An 18122-nucleotide genomic window follows, 5' to 3' on the forward strand; every position below is an offset into this window, starting at 1 on the left:
CTAGGCGGTGAGAGTGGGCGGCTTGAGCAGGCTGGAGCGGTGACGGGCGGCCGCGGCGGTGGCGGCCGGGCCGCCCAGGGCGACGACGCCGACCAGCCGTCCGGCCGAGTGGTAGCCGGCGACGACGTCACCGCCGGGCTCGCCCTCGAGGACGCGGACGTCGTCCAGGCCGAGCGCCGGGGCGCCGAAGCACTGCAGGCGGAAGTCGTGCTGGTCGCTCCAGAAGGTGGGCAGCGGCGCGAACGGCTCAGGGTCGGGCTCGGCGCCGGCGAGATGCGCGGCCAGTGTTCTCGCGGCGCGCTTGGCGGTGTCGGCGGGCATCGACCAATGCTCGATGCGGCGCGGCACACCGTCGTAGCGGGCGTTGGGGAAGCGAGCGACGTCGCCGACGGCCACGGCGTGCGGCAGACCGCCCACACGCAGCAGCTCGTCGGTGCGCACGCCGTCGGCGAGGTCGAGGCCGTTGCCCGCCAGCCACTCGGTGTTGGGAATCGAGCCCACCGCCTCGATCACCACGTCCGCGGCCGGCCGCCGCCCGTCCCCCAGCACCACACCGGTCACCCGGTCCTCGCCCTCGAAGCCGGTGACGGCCGTGCCGAGCGCGAAGCGCACGCCCCGTTGCTCGTGGCGGCGCAGCAGATCACGGGCAAGCAGCTCGCCGAGCGGACGGAGCATCGGCAGCGGCTCAGGATCGGCCACGATCACCTCGGCGGCGCCGAGCGCGACGGCGGTGGCGGCCACCTCGCAGCCGATGAACCCGGCGCCGACCACGACGACCCGCGCGCCCGGTCGGGCCAGCTCGGTCCGCAGGGCACGGGCGTCGGCCACGGTGCGAACGGTGTGGCGGCCTCGGAGCGGGCCCGGGCAGCCCAGCCGCCGCGGGCGCACGCCGGTGGCGACGACCAGGCCGTCGAAGGCCAGCTCGGCGCCATGGGCCAGGCCGAGAACACGACGGCCCAGGTCCGCGGAGGTCACGGCGGCGCCGAGCACCCACTCCACGTCGGCCACGCTCGCCCGGGGCCGGAAGGCCAGCGACTCGAAGGAACCCTTGCCGGCGAGCACCTCCTTCGACAGGGGCGGCCGGTTATAGGGCATCACCGGCTCGTCACCGACCACGGTGATCGCCCCGGTCCAGCCGACCGCGCGCAGCTGCTCGGCGGCGCGCAGGCCACCCAGCGAGGCGCCCGCCACGACGACATGACCGGCCACGTCAGTCCTCGATCGTGATGGCCTGCAGCGGGCACACGTCCGCGGCGTCCTCGACGTCGGCGCGAAGCGACTCGTCCGGCTCGGCGACGTACGCCAGATGCCCGGCGTCGTCGAGCTGGAAGACGTCGGGAGCGGCGAACACGCACTGCCCGTGATCCTGACACTTGTTCATGTCGACGACGACCTTCAAGGCCACACCCCCTAATTCGTTTGGGTCCAAACAATATAAGGAGATGGAGACGACCAGGTCAAGAGCCGGGACCACGCAAAATAGGAGGGTCACCCTCTTGCGAGGCTGCCTACCAGCACATATCGTTTGGCTTCAAACGAACCTGCGGTCACGCCGTAGTGCCTCCACCCTCCCCGCCCGAGGAGACGCCGATGAGCGCTCACGACATCGCACACATCCACGAGCACCTGGACCGCCTGGCCGCTCAGGACGTGGACGTGGTCCGCGTGGTCTACCCCGACCTCATCGGCACCGACCGGGCGCGGGATGTCCTGGTCGACCACCTGGCCGACGCCTGCGAGCACGGGCTGGCCTTCTGCCGCGCCGTCTACCACACCAGCCCCCAGGGCGACGTGGTGCCGGTCGCGGGCGGCCTGGACGCCGGGCTGCCCGACATCGTGGTGCGACCGGACCTCGGCACGCTCAAGCCGCTGCCGTGGGAACCCGGCGTCGCCTGGTGTCTCGGCGAGGTCGTCGATCCCGCCACCGGGGACGCCGTGCCCGAGTCGCCGCGCGACCTGCTGAGGGCCGTCCTCGACCGCTGCTCCGAGCAGGGGCTGAGCCCGGTGGTGGGCCCCGAGCTGGAGTACTTCCTGTGCGAGCCCGCCCCCGGCACGCCCGGCGGGTGGCGGCGCTACGCCGAGGCCCCCGGCAACGTCTACGTCGCCGGGCGCCGCGGCGACCCCGACGGCCACCTCCTCCGTACGCTGCGCCACCTGCGCGATCTCGGCGTGGGCGCGAGCATGGGCAACCACGAGTTCAGCAGCGGCCAGTTCGAGATCAACCTCGTGCATTCCGCCGCCCTGGACGCCGCCGACCGCACGTTCCTGTTCAAGGCGGCGATCAAAGAGCTGGCCCGCGCCGAGGGCCGCCTGGCCACCTTCATGGCCAAGCCGTTCAACGACGAAGGCGGCTCCGGCTTCCACCTCCACCTGTCCTGCACCTCCGGTGACACGAACGCCTTCGACGACCCGTCGGCGCCGTACGGGCTGTCGGACAGCGCCCGGCACGCCATCGCCGGCGTCCTGGCCCACGCCCCGGCGCTCGCGGCGCTGGCCAACCCCACCATCAACTCCTACAAGCGGTTCGGACCCGACACTCTCGCGCCCTGGCTGATCGACTGGGGCCTCGACAACCGCAGCGCCATGGTGCGCGTCCCGCCCGAGCGCGGCTCCGGCGCCCGCTTCGAGCTGCGCCTCGGCGACGCGAGCGCGAACCCGTACCTGCTGATCGCCGGCGCGATCGCCGCCGCGCTGCTGGGGGTGCGCGCCGGTCTGGAGCCGCCGCCCCCGCTGGAGGGGTACGGATACGACACCGCCCGGGCCGCAGTGCTGCCGATGACGCTCGCCGACGCGCTGGACGCCTTCGAAGCCGACGGTGAGCTGACCGACCTGCTCGGCAAGGACTTCGCCGCCTCCTACCTCGCCTACAAGCGCAACGAGATCGAACGCTTCCATCGGCACGTCACCGACTGGGAGTTCACCGAGTACGCCTACCACCTGTGAGAGCACAGTGATCCCCGAGCCCCTCCCCCTCGACGAGATCGACCTCGCCGACCCCGGCAACTTCACCGACGGCATCACGCCATGGCGGATGTTCCGCACCCTGCACCAGGAGGACCCCGTCCACTGGCAGCCGGAGCCCGCGCCCAACGCCGGCTTCTGGGCCGTCACCCGCCACGAGGACATCACCCGCGTCGACCGCGACGCCGAGACGTTCACCTCCACCAAGTTCGTCAACCTGGAAGAGGTCGACGACGACCAGATCAAGCGCCGCGCGTCCATCCTGGAGCTGGACGGGGTGCGCCACCGCGCCCTGCGCAGCCTGCTCCAGCGCCAGTTCGGCGCCGCGGTCATCAGCCAGTACGCCGACTTCCTGCGCGGCCTGACCGCCACCACCCTCGACGCCGCCCTCGCCAAGGGCGCCTTCGACTTCGTCGCCGACGTCTCCGCCGACTTCCCCATCAACGTGCTGGCCCGCCTGCTCGACGTCCCCGACGGCGACACCAAGAAGCTCATCGACTGGGGCAACCGCATCATCGGCAACACCGACCCCGACTACGCCGACGTGCTCCTGGGCAGCGAGGAGAGCGAGCAATACCGCCACCTGCCCTTCCGCTCCCCCGCCTCATTGGAGGTCTTCGAGTACGGCCGCGAACTGGCCAGGCAGCGCCGTGGCGGGACGGGGACCGACCTGGTCTCCCGCCTGGTCAACCAGACCCCGCGCGACGGCATCCCCCTGTCGGAACAGGACTTCGACAACTACTTCCTGCTGCTCGTCGTCGCCGGCAACGAGACCACCCGGCACGCCATCTCCCACACCATGCTGGCCCTGATCCAGCACCCGGACCAGCTCGACCTGCTGCGCCGGGACCCCTCGCTCATCCCGGACGCCGTCGAGGAATTCCTGCGCTGGGCCTCCCCCGTCTACCACTTCCGCCGCACCGCGACCCGTGACGTCGACCTGGGCGGCAAGCAGATCAAGGAGGGCGACAAGGTGGTCATGTGGTACGCCGCGGGCAACCGCGACGAGGCCGTCTTCCCCGACCCGTACGCCTTCGACGTCACCCGCACCAAGAACGACCACGTCTCCTTCGGCAAGGGCAGCCCTCACCTGTGCCTGGGCAACCTGCTCGCGCGCACCGAGATCCGCATCATGTTCGAGGAGCTCATCCCCCGCCTCGCCGACATCCGCCTCACCGGCGAGGTGCCCCGTGTGCGCTCCAACTTCGTCAACGGCATCAAGAAGCTCCCCGTGGAGATCACCCTCGCCTAGAACCTGCCGTCAATGGGGGACGCTTACGGCGATACGCGTCCTTTATCGCACATTGAGGCTATAGGGGCCTCCAAGGGGCACGAGCCGGGGCGTCCACAGCACGCACCGTCTTACGGGGGCGATGATGTCCTTTGCCGGCCGATCCACCAGTGCACGCCGCGGTTTCACCGAGGAGGACGACGGAAGTTACGTCACGGCCGTACGCGGGCTCGGCGTGCTCCAGGAGCCGCTGCTGAACAAGGGGACCGCCTTCACCCGGCAGGAACGCGCCGAACTCGACCTCGACGGTCTCATCCCGCCCGCGGTGGAGACGATCGAGGAGCAGGCGCAGCGGGCCTACGCCCAGTACCGCGCCCAGCCCACGGACCTACTCAAGAACGTCTTCCTGGAAGGGCTGCGGGATCGCAACGAGGTCCTGTACTACCGGCTGCTCAGCGACCACCTCCGCGAGATGCTCCCGATCGTGTACGACCCCACGGTGGCCGAGGCGATCAAGGGCTACAGCCACGAGTACCGCCGGCCGCGCGGGCTCTACCTGTCCGTGAACGACCCTGACGGGATCGCCAAGGCGTTCGACGACCTCGGTATGGGGCCGGATGACGTCGACCTGATCGTCGCGTCCGACGCCGAGGAGATCCTCGGAATCGGCGACTGGGGCGTCGGCGGCGGGGCGGGCATCACCACCGGCAAACTGGCCGTCTACACCGCCGCCGCGGGCATCGACCCGGCCCGCGTCATCCCGGTCGCCCTGGACGTCGGCACCGACAACGAGGCCCTGCTCAACGACCCCGCCTATGTGGGCAACCGGCACGCCCGCGTACGCGGTGACCGTTACGACGCCTTCATCGACGCCTACGTCACCACGGCCACCCGCATGTTCCCCGGCGCCATGCTGCACTGGGAGGACTTCGGCCCGTCCAACGCCCGCCGGATCCTGGAGCGGTACAGGAACAAGATCCCCACGTTCAACGACGACATGCAGGGCACCGGCGCGATCGTCCTGGCCGCGATGCTCAGTGCGGTCAGGGTGTCCGGAACGGCCATGCGGGACCAGCGGATCGTCGTGTTCGGCGCGGGCACGGCCGGTTGCGGCATCGCCGACCAGCTGCGGGACGCCATGGTCCGCGACGGCCTCGATCGCGACACCGCCACCCGGCGCATCTGGACGATCGACAAGCAGGGCCTGCTCACCGACGACATGACGGACCTGCGCGACTTCCAGCGGCCCTACGCGCGCCCGGCCGCCGAAGTGGACGGCTGGAGCCGCGGGGAGCACGGGATCGGGCTGCGCGAGGTCGTCGAGCGGGTCAAGCCCACCATGCTGCTGGGCACCTCGACCGTGCACGGCGCCTTCACCGAGGACGTCGTCCGCGCGATGGCCTCCGACGGGGGCCGGCCGATCATCTTCCCGATCTCCAACCCCACCGAGCGGATCGAGGCGATGCCGGCCGACCTGCTCCACTGGACCGGCGGCCGCGCCCTGATCGCCACCGGCATCCCGGTCGACCCGATCACGTACAACGGTGTCACCTACACCATCGGCCAGGCCAACAACGCCATGTTGTACCCGGGCATCGGGCTCGGCGTGGTCGTGTCCAAGGCGCGTCAGGTCAGCGACGGCATGTTGGAGGCGGCCGCCAACGCCGTCGCCGGGCTCGTGGACCCGTCGCTGCCGGGCGCGTCGCTGTTGCCGCAGGTGGACAACCTCAGAGAGGTCTCGGCGACCGTCGCCGTGGCCGTCGCCGAGCAGGCCGCCACCGAGGGCCTGGCCCGCAATGAGATCCACAACGCCGTGGAACAGGTCCGCCAGGCCATGTGGCAGCCCGTCTACCACCCGATCAAGGCCGCGGAGCAGCGATGACCAAGCCCGAAGCTCCGCCGCAGATCAGGGACGTCCCGATCGGGCTGGACGAGCGCGGCACACGCGGAAGGCCGTCTACCACGTGTACGGCTCCATCAAGAAGGCCGCCGCGATGCTCAACGCCCGCGCCGGGCGGCTGCCCCAGTGGTGACCGCGCTGAGCCCGATGATCGGCTATGACCATGCGGCCATCGACCCCGAACGCCTCACCCGCCCCGGCGCGGCCGACTCCGCCTCTGGCACGCCCGCCGCAGGGCGAAAATGACGGAGCCGCCGTCGGCGTCCGCCGCCGCGCGTGATCAGGCGGACGCCGATGATCCAGAGGGAAGCAGCGATGAGGCAGGTGGGCGGATTTCTCCGCTGCCGCGCGGCACCAGTGTGGGGCGGATGACGCGGCGAGCCGGCGGCCCGGCCCATCCGTCGATCCTGGCGAACAGGGACTGCGCGGCAACCGTGCCCAGGTTGACCGGATCCCCGGCGACGACGGTCAGCGGGACGGGAAGCATGTCCGCCAGCGGGAAGTCGTCGAAGCCGGTGACCGCCACGTCGCGACGCGGCCCCAGCGCACGCAGCAGGCCCTGGGTCATGAAGCCGGTGGTGGTGAAGACGGCGGTCGGAGGGTCCGGCATCGCCAGCAGCTCGCGGCCCGCCCGTTCGGCCTCGGCCACCGAACCGGTGGACAGGCGCCGGATCAGGGCGGGGTCGGCCGAACCGACCTCGGTGCGCATGGCATCCCTGAAGCCGCGCAGGCGCTGCGTCGTCGTCCAGCGGCTCGGCGCGACGATGGCGCCGATCCGGGAGTGCCCGTAGGAGACGAGGTGGCGTACGGCCATCCGCGCCCCGGCGGCGTTGTCCAGCACGACCTCGTCGGCCTCCACCCCGGCGCCGGGGCGGTCCACGAAGACGACCGGGGTGCCGCGCTCGATCTCCGGCTGCAGGTAGCTGTAGTCCCGGCCGCCGGGAACGACGAGGAGCCCGGCCACCTGGCGGCCCAGCAGGCCGTCGATGGCCGCGCGCTCGGCCTGCGGATCCTCATCCGCGCTGGCCAGCACGACGGCGTAGCCGCGTGCCCGGGCCACGCCGATCACCGAGGAGGCGACGGCCGCGAAGAACGGGTTGGTGAGGTCTCCGAGCAGCAGGCCGATGTCTCCGGTGCTCTGCCCGGATCGCATGCCTCGCATGCTCCTGGCCACCTCGTTGCGCCGGTAGCCGGTCGCGGCGATGGCCGCTTCCACCTTTGACCGCGTCGCACGGCTGACCCGCCCCTCCCCGTTCACCACCCGGGACACCGTCTTCATGCCCACCCCGGCGAGTTCGGCGACCTGCTTCATCGTCGGCCGAGTCACGAGCCGTTCCCCTTCCTGCGGCTTGTCGATCACTACAAGACCGCGGACGCCCCGGCGGGGCCGGTCATCCCTCCGTCCCGGAGATTCCGCTGACATCACCGGGTCCGTCCGCCCGGCCGCTGCCGTCCGTCCTGGCGTTGATCGTGGTACCGATCATCGTATCCGGGCCGGTGCCGGCGGCGGCCTCGGCAAGATCACCAGGCGGCACCTCGGCCAGCATGCCGGTCATCGCCCCGAGCACGCGTTCCGCCGTGGCCTCCGCCCGCGTGAACATGGCCACACGCCGGCCCAGCCGCAGCACCTCGATCCGATCCGCCACCTCGAAGACGAAGGGCAGATTGTGGCTGACCAGCACCACGGATACGCCCTGCTCCCGTACGGACTCGATCAATGCCCGGACGCGGCCGGTCTGGACGACCCCCAGGGCGGCCGTCGGCTCGTCCATCAGCACCAGCCGGCTGGCCCACAGCACCGCTCGCGCCACCGCGATCCCCTGCCGCTGACCACCGGACATGGTGCCGACCACGCTGCGGGTGTCCTGCAGACCGACGCTGAGACGAGCGAACGCGTCGTCGGCCTGGCGCCGCATCTCCGGCTTGTCCAGCATGCCCAGCCTGCCGAGCAGACCGCCGCGCAGCACCTCACGTCCGAGGAAGAGGTTCGCAGCGGGATCGAGGTCGGGGGCGAGCGCGAGGTCCTGATAGACGGTCTCGATGCCATGGCTTCGCGGATCGAGCGGACTGGAGAAGGTGACCGGCCGGCCGTCGACGACGATCTCGCCCTCGTCCGGCTGGATCACCCCGGAGATCACCTTGATCATGGTGCTCTTGCCCGCGCCGTTGTCTCCGACCAGTGCGACGACCTCGTTCGGGTAAACGGTGAGCGAGGCGTCTTGGAGGGCCCGGACCGTCCCATAGTGCTTGACGATGCCGGACAACTGCAGGAGCGGGGTGTCAGGGCTGCTGCTCATCTGCGCCTCCTCGGATCCCGTCCGGCCGAGGGGAACCGGAGGGGGTGACAACGCTGTCGCATCGGACAGTACTAGGGTAGCGTGCGCCGGCATAGACGTCCGCGGTGCGGAGATCCCGCCGTGACCCGCGGCACCGAGCAGGTTCCGCCTGTCAGTTGAGGGGTGCGTTCTTCTTGTCAGCCGACATCCACGCAGCACACTGGGCAGTTCTCGCTGGGAGCCTGGCCTCCGTGTCCTCCCGGGCGGCGGCTCGGCTGGAGGCGGAATTCGGCGCCGGTGAGTTGTTCCGGCGCTGTTTCGCCAACGCCTGGACGACCACGCTGCGCGGCGAACTGGACGAGCCCTTCGTCATCACCGGCGACATCGAAGCGATGTGGCACCGGGACACGATCGGCCAGCTCCGGCCGTACTTGATCGGCCTGCCCGACCCGGCCGTGCGGCGCGTCCTGACCGGGGTCGTCCGGCGGATGGCCCGCGCGGTCCTGACCGATCCCTACGCGAACGCGGTGAACGACGGGCCCACCGGCGGCCACGCGGACGAGCACGACCGGCCGGCGCCGCCCCCGGACGTGTGGGAGCGCAAGTACGAGGTGGACTCGCTGTGCTCGTTGCTGTCCTTCGGCTATGAGCTCTGGGCGGCCGGTGGATCGGCGGCGCATCTGGACGGCGACTTCGCGGCGGCTGCCGACCTCGTCATGCGGGTCTGGCGGGTCGAGCAGGACCACGAGCGGGCCTCGCCGTACCGGTTCGAGCGCGTGGCCGGTCCCTTCCAGGGCGACACACTGGACCGCGGCGGCCTCGGGTCGCCGGTCGGCCACACGGGGATGACCTGGTCGGGATTCCGGCCCAGCGACGACCGGTGCGAGTACGGCTACCTGATTCCGGCCAACGCGGCGGCCGTGGTCGCGCTCAACGGCGTCGTGCGGCTGTGTGCGGAGGGACTGCTGGAGCCCGCGCTCGGCACCCGGGCGCTCGAGCTGGCCGTCGACATCGCGGGCGGCATCGCCCGCCATGGAGTGGCGCACACCGGCTCCGGCCCCGTCTACGCGTACGAGGTGGACGGCCTCGGCGGGGTGAACCTTATGGACGACGCCAATGTGCCAAGCCTGCTCTCTCTGCCCTATCTGGGCTGGTGCGACCACGACGATCCGCTCTACCGGCGGACCCGCGATCTCGTGCTGAGCGAACGGAACCCGTACTTCTACCGGGGCGTGGCGGCGGACGGCGTCGGCAGCCCGCACACACCTGCGCGGCACATCTGGCCGATGGCGTTGTGCATGCGGGCCCTGACCACCGGGTCACGGCAAGAGTCGGCCGACACGTACCGGGTGCTCGTGGCCACCGACGCCGGCACCGGGCTGATGCACGAAAGCTTCCACGCCGACGATCCCGCCACCTTCACCAGGCCGTGGTTCGCCTGGGCGAATTCCCTGTTCGCCGAACTGTCGCTCTCCCTGGCGGGGCTCCCGGTGCCGCGTCCGGTTCCTCCTGTGCCGGCCGAGGTGGCCGACGCCGTACGGGCGGCGGATTCGCCGGTGACCCTCGCTCGGCAACAATTGGGCCACCGGCGTTGACGGCCCCCGGCGGCCGGGGTTACCGTGCCTCATCCGATGTGACAACGTTGTCACCAATGGCGCACCCTACAGAGGTGAGCGATGTCAGAGCTTGAGACAGCGCCGACGAGCACCGACGCCGCACGTCCCGTGGCCACCGCGGACGGCGCCCGGCCGGGATCGCAGACGTCCGGCCGGCTCCGTAACGTGCACCGGACGCAACGCAGCTGGTCGGTGCTCGTCCTGCTGGCCCTGATCACCATCTTCTCGGTGATGCGCCCAGAGCAGTTCGTGTCCTGGTTCAACGCCAAGAGCATCGCCGTCGACGCCTCGAGCTACCTGCTCATCGCGGTCGGAATGACCTTCGTCATCACGATCGCGGGCATCGATCTCTCGGTCGGCTCGGTGCTCGTGTTCTCGGGCGTCGTCAGCCTCAAGGTGATGCTCGCGATCGGCGGCGACGGGCCACTCGTCCTGCTGGCCGGGCTCGCCGCCGCGCTGCTGTCCGGGGTGGCATGGGGGCTGGTCAACGGGCTCGTCACCACCCGCGGCGGCGTCTCTCCGCTGATCACCACACTCGGCAGCTTCGCCGCCGCCACCGGCCTCGCCTACCTCCTGGCCGGTGGGCAGGACATGCACGGCGTGCCGCGCACGCTGGCCGACACCCTCGGCTTCGGCGAATTCCTCGGCGTGCCGTACACGGTGCTGGTGGCACTGACGGTCGCCGCCGCCGGCGCCTTCGTGATGTCGCAGACGCGGTTCGGCCGCTATACGGCCGCGATCGGATCCAACGAGGAGGCGGTCCGCCGGGCCGCGGTCAACGTCAACAACCACATCGTCAAGGTCTACGTGCTCTCCGGCGCCCTGGCCGGGCTGTCCGGATTCGTGAGCCTGGCCCGGTTCCAGACAACGACGCTCAACGGACACCAGACCGACATGCTGCAGGCGATTCTCGCGGTCGTCATCGGAGGGACGAGCCTGATCGGCGGTGTGGGCACCGTGCTCGGCACCGTCGTCGGCGTCATGATCCCTTCGGTGCTCACGGACGGCTTCGTCATCCTCGGCTTGGAGCCCTTCTGGCAGCAGGTCGCACTCGGCGCCGCCCTGGTCATCGTGGTGATGGTCGACCAGCGGCGCCGACGGCGCGACGTACGAACGTAGCGCGGCAGGACTCTCACAGCATCCATCCCGCTCATCCCCCACATCTGCTCACGCCCTGCGCCGCCCACGAGACTTCCTCCTGCGACGACGCACGTTTCACTCCATCGCCCGCACACACCGACAGTGTGCGGCCGCATCAATCAGGAGAGTCGACGATGCAGAGAACACCCATGGCATGGCTGGCCGTCGTCGCCGGTCTCGTGACCACGCTCGCCGCCTGCGGTTCCTCCGCTTCCAGCGGCACGGACACCGCCTCGAACGCCGGCGCCTCGGCCACAACGACCGAAGCGGGGGCCAAGAAGGTCAAAGTGACCTTCATCGAAGGGGTCGCAGGTGACCCCTTCTACGAGACCATGGCCTGCGGCGCCAAGGAGGCGGCGGCGCAGCACAACGTGGACCTGAACGTCCAGGGCGCCAAGAACTGGGACGTGAGCCTGCAGATCCCCATGGTCAACTCCGTCATCGCCGCCCGGCCGGACGCGCTGTTCATCGCCCCCAACGACTCCCAGGCCCTGATCCAGCCGCTCAAGCAGGCGACCGAGGCCGGTATCAAGGTGGTGCTGGTGGACACCACCCTGTCGGACACCAGCTTCGTCGCTTCAGCGATCGCCAGCGACAACGTCAAGGGCGGGCAGGTCGCCGCCGACGCGCTGGCGAAGCTCATCGGCGAGAAGGGCAGCGTCCTCCTGGTCGGCGGCCAGCCCGGAGTCAGCACGGCCGAGGCCCGGCAGAAGGGCTTCGAGGAGGGGCTCAAGAAGTACCCCAACATCAAATATCTCGGCAACGTGTTCACCTCCAACGGCGTCGCGAAGATCTCCCAGCTGGTCTCCGCCCAGCTCGCGGCCCATCCCGACCTGGCCGGCATCTTCGCGCTCAGCACGGACCAGAGCCAGGGCGCCAACAACGCGGTGAAGGCGGCGGGCAAGGCCGGCACGATCAAGCTGGTCGGCTTCGACGCGGGACCCGCGCAGGTCGAGCAGTTGCGCGACGACGTGGTCCAGGCCCTGGTCGCTCAGCAGCCGGCGCAGATCGGCGCCGACGGTGTCGCCCAGGCCGCCGCGGCGGCGCGTGGCGAGCAGGTGCAGAAGCAGATCGGCACGGACTCTACCGTCATCACCAAGGAGAACGTCGACGACCCCGAGGTCGCGAAGTATCTCTACACCACCACCTGCAACTGACACCGGCTCAGCCGCCGGCATCGCACCGGCCGGAAACCCCCACGGGTTTCCGGCCGTTGTGATGCTCGGCGTATGGGGCCGGTCGTCAGCCGCCTCCGCCTCCACCTCCGCCTCCACTTCCGTCACCGCCCGAGAAGCCGCCGCCGTCGCAGCCACTGTCACCAAACCCGCCCGAGCCGCCGCCGAACGGGATGCCGGGGCTGCCGGATCCCCTCCGCATGGAGGGCCCTCCGCTGATCAGTGACCCGGCCATCCCCACGACGACGCACACGAACATGATCACGAAGCCGGCCGCCACGACTGTTGACACCGTCACAAGATCATCCCCCCGAGTGCCAGAGATCGGTAGTGCTCACGGTAAATGCGGCACCGGTGGCCGAGAGGTTTCTGATCCTTTTGATCGCATGCGGGCGACGGCCGATGATCCGGATCTGTCGGAGCCGATCTCTACGGTGTGCGGCATGACGACTCACCCCCCCAAGAGCCGAGCCTGGCCGGGCGTGCGGGCGGCCATCACGGCCGGCGACCCGGCCCTGGTCGCGGACGCGGTGCTGGCCCTCGACGAGGCCGGATGCCGCGAGGTGGCCCGAGAGCTGCCCGGCCACATCGGTGTCGCCAGGAAGGCGGTCGCGGAACGCGACCGCCGCCGGGGCGTCTGGAGCGACGGCGAGGAATGGATCGAGCCCATGCGGGTCGCCGGCGCGGGCGTGCTCGGCGGGGCGGCGGCCGTCGCGACCTGGCTCTACCGTCGCGACTTCACCCGCTGGCGGCGGCCGCTCGACTCCGGGCCGCTGCTGCGGGTGATCGCCGCGCGGCCGCCGGAGTGGCAGGCCGACGTCGCCGTGCGCCTGGCCCTGCGGTTGCGCGGCAGCCGGGCCCAGGCCAGGGACGACAGTGTCCCGCTGGCCCTGGAGCTGCTGCGCCGCACCGGCGCCGTCCCGCCTGACCACGACCCGCTCACGACCGCCTGGGTGTCCCAGCCGCCGCCGGCCCTGGAGCACGACCCACTGGCCGAGCACCTGGTGCCCCGCCTGTTCGAGGCCGAGGGCGTCGGCCGGGAGCTGCGGGAGGACAATGTCGAGCCGCCCTCATGGGACTCCGGCCGCCGCACCTGGCTGGGAGCGCTGCGCGAGGCGGTCGCGGCCGGCCGGTTCGCTCCCGAGCCGCTGGTCGACGGCTGCATACGGCGGTTCCTGCGTGGCGGCAGCGCCACCGACCTACGCTTCTTCGCCCGCCTGCACGAGATGCTGGCCCCGGCGCCGAGCCAGGAGCGCAACCGCGACTACCTGCGGCTGCTGCCCGCCGCGCCGGGTCCGGTGGCCGAGCTGGCGCTGCGGCACCTGCGCGGCGCGGGCGGGCTGAGCGGCGAGGAGGTCAATGACGCGGTGTCGGCACTGCTGTTCCGCCCTGAGGGAAAGCTCGTGCGCGCCGGGCTGAGCCTGCTGGACCAGGCCGCCCGCGACGCGGCCGGCGACCTCGACGACCTGGCCCCTGCGCTCGCCTCGGCATTCCTGTGCGAGTCCTACGAGGTGCGCGAGCGCACGGTGCGCCTGGCCGTCAAGCATGCCGGACGCTTCACGCCCGCCGGGACCGGGGCCGTGCGCGAGGCGGCGAGCGTCCTACCCGCCGAGCTGGCGGCGCGGCTGTCGGAGGCGTACGGCGTGGTGGCGACCGAGCCGGAGGCGCCCGACGACTTCGAGCCCGCGCCGCTGCCGCCGTTCGAGCCGCTCGCCCGCGAGCCGTTCCCGCCGGCGGTTGACGACCTGACCGCCGCCTACAACCGGGTCGGCGACGGCATCACCTTCGAACGGTGGCTCGACGGCTTCGTCCGCGACCCGTCCAAGCGGCCGCGCCCGGGCCGGGGCCGGATCTACGAGCGCCGCCAGTGGTCCGACCTCAGTGAGTGGACGGAGGCGCTGCTGCGCGAGGCCGCCAATCCCGGCGAGGAGCCACCCGTCCCGGAGCCCGAACGAGCTCCCGAGTACGCCAGGCACATCATCGGCGTGCGCACCGCCGAGGGCGACATGGAGGTGGACTTCGGCCGGCTGCCCGCCGAGCTGCGGGAAAGCATCGCCGCGGGCCTCACGGCACAAGGCATTCCGCTGGGCAACCTGGAGCGCTTCAAGGAAGGCCCGCCGCTCGACGCGGAGATCCTAGGGGTGTCGATCATGTCGTCGGGTCACTGGAGACGCCGCGACGAGGAGGAGGACACGCCGCGGGACCGCCTGCCGGACCCGCGCCACGTCTCACTGCCGCACTACGCCATGCTGTTACGCTGCGCCGAGGTCCACGCCGCGCTGAAGGCCGGGACGCTGCCGCCCTACCTGCTGGCCACCCCGACCCTCACCTCCGGCCACCTCGACCCCGCCGAGCTGGTGTCTCGCCTTAAGGGATACGAGCGTGCCGGTGTCCAGGCCCTCCCCGCCGATCTGGGGCAGGCGCTGCTGCGGCTGCCGCGCGAGGTGGACCCAGAGGTGGTCGACCGCGCCGGGAAGCTGACCTCGCAAGCGGGCGCGACGCTGGCGCGCTGGCTGGCCGACCGGCCGGAGGCGGAGCTGCGCGTGGACTGGTCGCACGCCGGCGGCGACTACACGCACGACCGGCAGCAGGGCGGGCACAGCCCCCGGTTGCACCCCCGCATCCGGATCGAGCCGACGGGGCTGGCGCTGATCGACGCGCTGCTGTCCGATCCGCGTCCCTGGCCGAACGAAGACGACGGCAGATACATGGACTCCTGGCGGCTGACGCTGCCCTCGGACCGGGAGACGGTGGCCATGCACTTCCTGCCGCATCTGCTCAACACCTGGGACCGGCCGGGCTACTTCCACGAGTACGTGGCCGCGCTGTTCTCCCAGGACGGGCCGGTGGGTGAGGCAATGGCGCTGCTGATCGCCGTCCAGCTGACCGAGCAGGGCATGTTCGCCTGGCCCGAGCGCGGCCGGGGACTACTCCTGGGCGCGGCGGCCGCCGGCTGCCTGCCCGCGGTGGAGTGCGGGCGGCAGCTCGGGCTGTCCCTGCGCAGGGACGTGACCAAGATGAGCCGCATACGGCCGGCGCTGGAGGAATGCGCGAGACAGGGCGCGCACCGGCAGGTGTGGGAGATCATGACCGGGCTGCTGACCGTCTACCTGCCGGGACCGGACGAGCGGCCGCATTCTGGGCACACCCAGGCGCTCACCTTCGCGGTCGACGCCGCCCGCTGGGCGGGAGCGCACGGCCCAGTCCCGGCGGTCGCCGAGGTGGCGGCCCGCAAGGGGTCGAGCGGCTTCGTACGCAACGCCCGCGCCCTGCACGAGCAACTACTCGGCGGACGGGGACAGGCCGCGACGCGGGCGCGCGCCTAGACGAGTGCGGCCGACGAATCGCCTCGGACACGCAGGCCGAACACGTTGCCACGCCCGGTGAGGTCGCGATCAGGGCGGTGGCCGCGACGTGCCGGCTCTACGGGGCCGGTGGTGGAGCGAGGAACTCGATGCCGTGTTCGCGCATGCCTTCCAGCAACCGGTCCAGGTCGTGCTGCTCGGGTGGGGGGAGGGTGAGGGATACGGCCGGTCGTCCGGTGGTGTGGAAGAACGCTTCGCAGGTGCCGGGGATGAGCAGCGTGGCGAGCCGGGCGGTGTCCGACTCGACGCGGTGTGTATGGGCTAGCCCGCGCGGTCCGAACACGTAGGTGCCGGGTCCGGCGGTACGTTGCTCGTCGTCGAGAAAGAAGGTGACCTCCCCATCGAGCACGATCCAGGCTTCGTCCTCGCGGGTGTGGCGGTGCACGGGCGGCGCCGCGCCCTTGGGGAGCAGTTGTTCGGCGAGGCTGAACGCGCCGCCGGTGACTGCCGCCGGGATCTTGAACGTCCACAGCGCGTCGAGATGCCACAGCCCCTCACCGTGACCGGGTGGCAGCAGCAGCGTGTCCAGTGGCGGTCGGGACATCGGGTCTTCCCTTCTTGGGGCAGCTCGGCGGCCTATTACCCGAGCTCGGCGTTGGTTACCCACCCGGACGTGAGCACGCACGCCCTCCGCCCGTGTCGTCACCGATCAGCACACCCTCGTTGCCGCTCCCGTGCACAGGGCGGGCGCGCGGACGGTCAAGGTCCGTGCCGGCCTACCTCTCGTTGCCGGCCGGCATCACCGAATGCGCCCGAAACTGTGCCGGCGAGAACCCGTACGCGTCGCGGAACGCGCGGCTGAAATGCGTCGCGCTCAGAAATCCCCAGTGCGTGCCGATCGCGGCGACCGGCCGGTTGCGCTGCGCGGGATCACACAGGTCCTGACGACACCGCTCCAGCCGACGCCGGCGAACCCAAGCACCGACGGTCATCTGCTCGGCTTCGAACAGCTTGTACAGGTAGCGCACCGAGATATGGTGCGCGGTGGCGATGCTGCGCGGTGAGAGCTCGGGGTCGGTGAGCTGCTGCTCGACGTACGCGTAGATGCGGTGCAGCAGCGTGCGTTCCCGCGTCCGGGGCACCGCTGAGGTCCTGTCGAGGCGACTGGCCAGCGCCACGGTCAGCACCTCGACGACCGCGGTGCCCAGCCGTGCCGTCTCCGGAGCCGGCAGCTCATCGACGCTGTGTGCGAGCTGCCGGGTCAGTGCCGAGGCCAGCGCCCCCGCTCCCCGGTCGCCGGGAATGCGCACGCCGGTCAGCTCGCCGAGTTCGCGATCGCGCAACGGGATCATCGCCTTCGGGACGCTCACCCTGATGTTGCGCATAGCGGTGAAGGACTGTTCGAACGGCCGCGCCGGGTCGATGAACGATAGATCGCCGGGACGCAGGACGGCCTGCCGGCCGTCCTGCTCCACGCGCACCTCGCCTTCGACGAGCACCCCGACCAGGCACACATCCGGATCCGAGCTACGGATGAGGCGAGGCGTCCTGCCCGTCCGAAACAACGACCCAGGCCCGGTGACCGACTCGGTGAACCGAATCGGCCCGATCTCTGTGGTGCGCAACTCGGCAGGCGTCTTCGGACCGATCTCACCGCGGAGGTCGAGCGGCAGGAAAACGTCGCTGATGATCTCTCGCCAGTAGTCGACGCGCGACGCCGGCGGGAGCCCGTCGGCCCTGAACACGACACTCATACAAACCCACGCTATGCCTCGGCTGGCCCCCCACTCAAACAGTTTGGCGGGCCACTTCTGATGAACATCGGGGCAAGGCGGTCGACGTGCAGCTCTCCCCGCCGGGACGCCGTTGGTGACGGTCACTGCCACGCGCCACAGACCGTGCCGTCCGGGCGGCAGGTTCTGAAGAAGGTGCGGTGCCCCTGGAGCCGGCTCTTTATCGTCCCCGTTCCGCCTCTCACGAAATACGTGCGGACGGTCGTTCCGTCGTTCCGAACCTGAACCTGCCTGGGGCCGCCTCGACCCTTGATCTTGTAGAAGACCTGGAATTTCCCCCCGCCGATGGCCTTGAAGGCCTTGCAGACGGCAACGGCCGGGTTACTCCCGTACAGGTGGAGGTGACGGACGGTGTAGCCCGGGTAGGTCCTGCTGTTACACCCCGGAGCAGGGTGGGCTGACGCGGTCTCGGCCGTCCCCCCAAGAATGCTGAACGCAGCGAGGGATGCGACGGCGACGGTGAGGCCGCGGCGCCTGATCATCGCGGTCATGAGGATCTCCTTTCGTGGAGCCTTCCTTTCTGATGACTCCGACGCTAGGAGGCCGCCTGGCGGAACACATTGGCAGATGCGGCACGGCTCTTGCCTTTGAGTGCACTGTGGTGATGGCTGCACGAAAATGGTGTCGCTCAACCCCGAGGCCGCTACGGATCTGGGGATGACAAGGGCGCCGGGCACCATGCGGAAGCGATGTCACCGGCCGCGGCTATCACCGGAATCTTCTCC

Annotated in this window: 14 protein-coding genes; 7 read left to right on the plus strand and 7 right to left on the minus strand. The window is 70.8% G+C overall.

From position 1 onward, the window contains the following. A complete protein-coding gene (locus OHA25_RS44120; RefSeq protein ID WP_327582864.1) occupies window positions 1–1209 on the minus strand; it encodes an NAD(P)/FAD-dependent oxidoreductase in 1209 nt (402 codons plus the stop codon). A 1-nt stretch (window position 1210) separates the two neighbouring features. Continuing rightward, window positions 1211–1405: a ferredoxin gene (locus OHA25_RS44125; protein WP_327582865.1), complete on the minus strand. Its 195-nt coding sequence runs from the start codon at window positions 1403–1405 to the stop codon at window positions 1211–1213. A gap of 185 nt (window positions 1406–1590) precedes the next feature. On the opposite strand from OHA25_RS44125, the gene OHA25_RS44130 reads away from it, so the two are divergent. The 3 genes from OHA25_RS44130 to OHA25_RS44140 all read left to right on the plus strand — a co-directional run bounded on the left by OHA25_RS44130 (window position 1591) and on the right by OHA25_RS44140 (window position 6074). After that, complete coding sequence (locus OHA25_RS44130) at window positions 1591–2943, plus strand: glutamine synthetase family protein (RefSeq protein ID WP_327582866.1); 1353 nt, start codon at window positions 1591–1593, stop codon at window positions 2941–2943. A 7-nt stretch (window positions 2944–2950) separates the two neighbouring features. After that, on the plus strand, window positions 2951–4213 hold the full coding sequence (locus tag OHA25_RS44135) for a cytochrome P450 (protein ID WP_327582867.1): 1263 nt from the start codon (window positions 2951–2953) through the stop codon (window positions 4211–4213). A gap of 124 nt (window positions 4214–4337) precedes the next feature. Then, the gene (locus tag OHA25_RS44140) at window positions 4338–6074 is read left to right on the plus strand and encodes an NAD-dependent malic enzyme (RefSeq protein ID WP_327582868.1); all 1737 of its coding nucleotides are present in this window, start codon (window positions 4338–4340) and stop codon (window positions 6072–6074) included. A 298-nt stretch (window positions 6075–6372) separates the two neighbouring features. Here OHA25_RS44140 and OHA25_RS44145 read toward each other — a convergent pair whose 3' ends face one another. Together OHA25_RS44145 and OHA25_RS44150 are read right to left on the minus strand one after the other, a co-directional pair. After that, on the minus strand, window positions 6373–7419 hold the full coding sequence (locus OHA25_RS44145; RefSeq protein WP_327582869.1) for a LacI family DNA-binding transcriptional regulator: 1047 nt from the start codon (window positions 7417–7419) through the stop codon (window positions 6373–6375). Window positions 7420–7483: 64 nt separating this feature from the next. Continuing rightward, a complete protein-coding gene (locus tag OHA25_RS44150) occupies window positions 7484–8389 on the minus strand; it encodes an ATP-binding cassette domain-containing protein (RefSeq protein ID WP_327582870.1) in 906 nt (301 codons plus the stop codon). A 230-nt stretch (window positions 8390–8619) separates the two neighbouring features. On the opposite strand from OHA25_RS44150, the gene OHA25_RS44155 reads away from it, so the two are divergent. From OHA25_RS44155 to OHA25_RS44170, 4 genes are all read left to right on the plus strand, one after another. Further along, entirely contained in the window at window positions 8620–9963 is a 1344-nt protein-coding gene (locus OHA25_RS44155; RefSeq protein ID WP_327582871.1) for a glycoside hydrolase family 125 protein, read from the plus strand. An 81-nt stretch (window positions 9964–10044) separates the two neighbouring features. Next, a complete protein-coding gene (locus OHA25_RS44160; RefSeq protein ID WP_327582872.1) occupies window positions 10045–11103 on the plus strand; it encodes an ABC transporter permease in 1059 nt (352 codons plus the stop codon). A gap of 155 nt (window positions 11104–11258) precedes the next feature. Then, on the plus strand, window positions 11259–12281 hold the full coding sequence (locus OHA25_RS44165) for an ABC transporter substrate-binding protein (RefSeq protein ID WP_327582873.1): 1023 nt from the start codon (window positions 11259–11261) through the stop codon (window positions 12279–12281). 461 nt (window positions 12282–12742) lie between these two features. Then, window positions 12743–15625: a DUF7824 domain-containing protein gene (locus tag OHA25_RS44170; RefSeq protein ID WP_327582874.1), complete on the plus strand. Its 2883-nt coding sequence runs from the start codon at window positions 12743–12745 to the stop codon at window positions 15623–15625. Window positions 15626–15722: 97 nt separating this feature from the next. Here the strand turns inward: OHA25_RS44170 and OHA25_RS44175 are convergent, their stop codons facing one another. The 3 genes from OHA25_RS44175 to OHA25_RS44185 form a co-directional block, all read right to left on the minus strand. Beyond that, complete coding sequence (locus OHA25_RS44175; protein ID WP_327582875.1) at window positions 15723–16208, minus strand: quercetin 2,3-dioxygenase; 486 nt, start codon at window positions 16206–16208, stop codon at window positions 15723–15725. Between the two features lie 172 nt (window positions 16209–16380). Continuing rightward, entirely contained in the window at window positions 16381–17358 is a 978-nt protein-coding gene (locus OHA25_RS44180; RefSeq protein WP_327582876.1) for a helix-turn-helix domain-containing protein, read from the minus strand. Between the two features lie 122 nt (window positions 17359–17480). Beyond that, window positions 17481–17888: a hypothetical protein gene (locus tag OHA25_RS44185; protein WP_327582877.1), complete on the minus strand. Its 408-nt coding sequence runs from the start codon at window positions 17886–17888 to the stop codon at window positions 17481–17483. Between the last annotated feature and the right edge of the window lie 234 nt (window positions 17889–18122).

It is taken from the genome of Nonomuraea sp. NBC_00507, assembly GCF_036013525.1.
Lineage (GTDB): Bacteria > Actinomycetota > Actinomycetes > Streptosporangiales > Streptosporangiaceae > Nonomuraea.

Coding starts and splice junctions, on each gene's coding strand:
- OHA25_RS44140 (WP_327582868.1), top strand. CDS start 4,338: ATGTCCTTTGCCGGCCGATCCACCAGTGCACGCCGCGGTTTCACCGAG.
- OHA25_RS44170 (WP_327582874.1), top strand. CDS start 12,743: ATGACGACTCACCCCCCCAAGAGCCGAGCCTGGCCGGGCGTGCGGGCG.
- OHA25_RS44185 (WP_327582877.1), bottom strand. CDS start 17,888: ATGACCGCGATGATCAGGCGCCGCGGCCTCACCGTCGCCGTCGCATCC.
- OHA25_RS44175 (WP_327582875.1), bottom strand. CDS start 16,208: ATGTCCCGACCGCCACTGGACACGCTGCTGCTGCCACCCGGTCACGGT.
- OHA25_RS44160 (WP_327582872.1), top strand. CDS start 10,045: ATGTCAGAGCTTGAGACAGCGCCGACGAGCACCGACGCCGCACGTCCC.
- OHA25_RS44130 (WP_327582866.1), top strand. CDS start 1,591: ATGAGCGCTCACGACATCGCACACATCCACGAGCACCTGGACCGCCTG.
- OHA25_RS44180 (WP_327582876.1), bottom strand. CDS start 17,358: ATGAGTGTCGTGTTCAGGGCCGACGGGCTCCCGCCGGCGTCGCGCGTC.
- OHA25_RS44150 (WP_327582870.1), bottom strand. CDS start 8,389: ATGAGCAGCAGCCCTGACACCCCGCTCCTGCAGTTGTCCGGCATCGTC.
- OHA25_RS44165 (WP_327582873.1), top strand. CDS start 11,259: ATGCAGAGAACACCCATGGCATGGCTGGCCGTCGTCGCCGGTCTCGTG.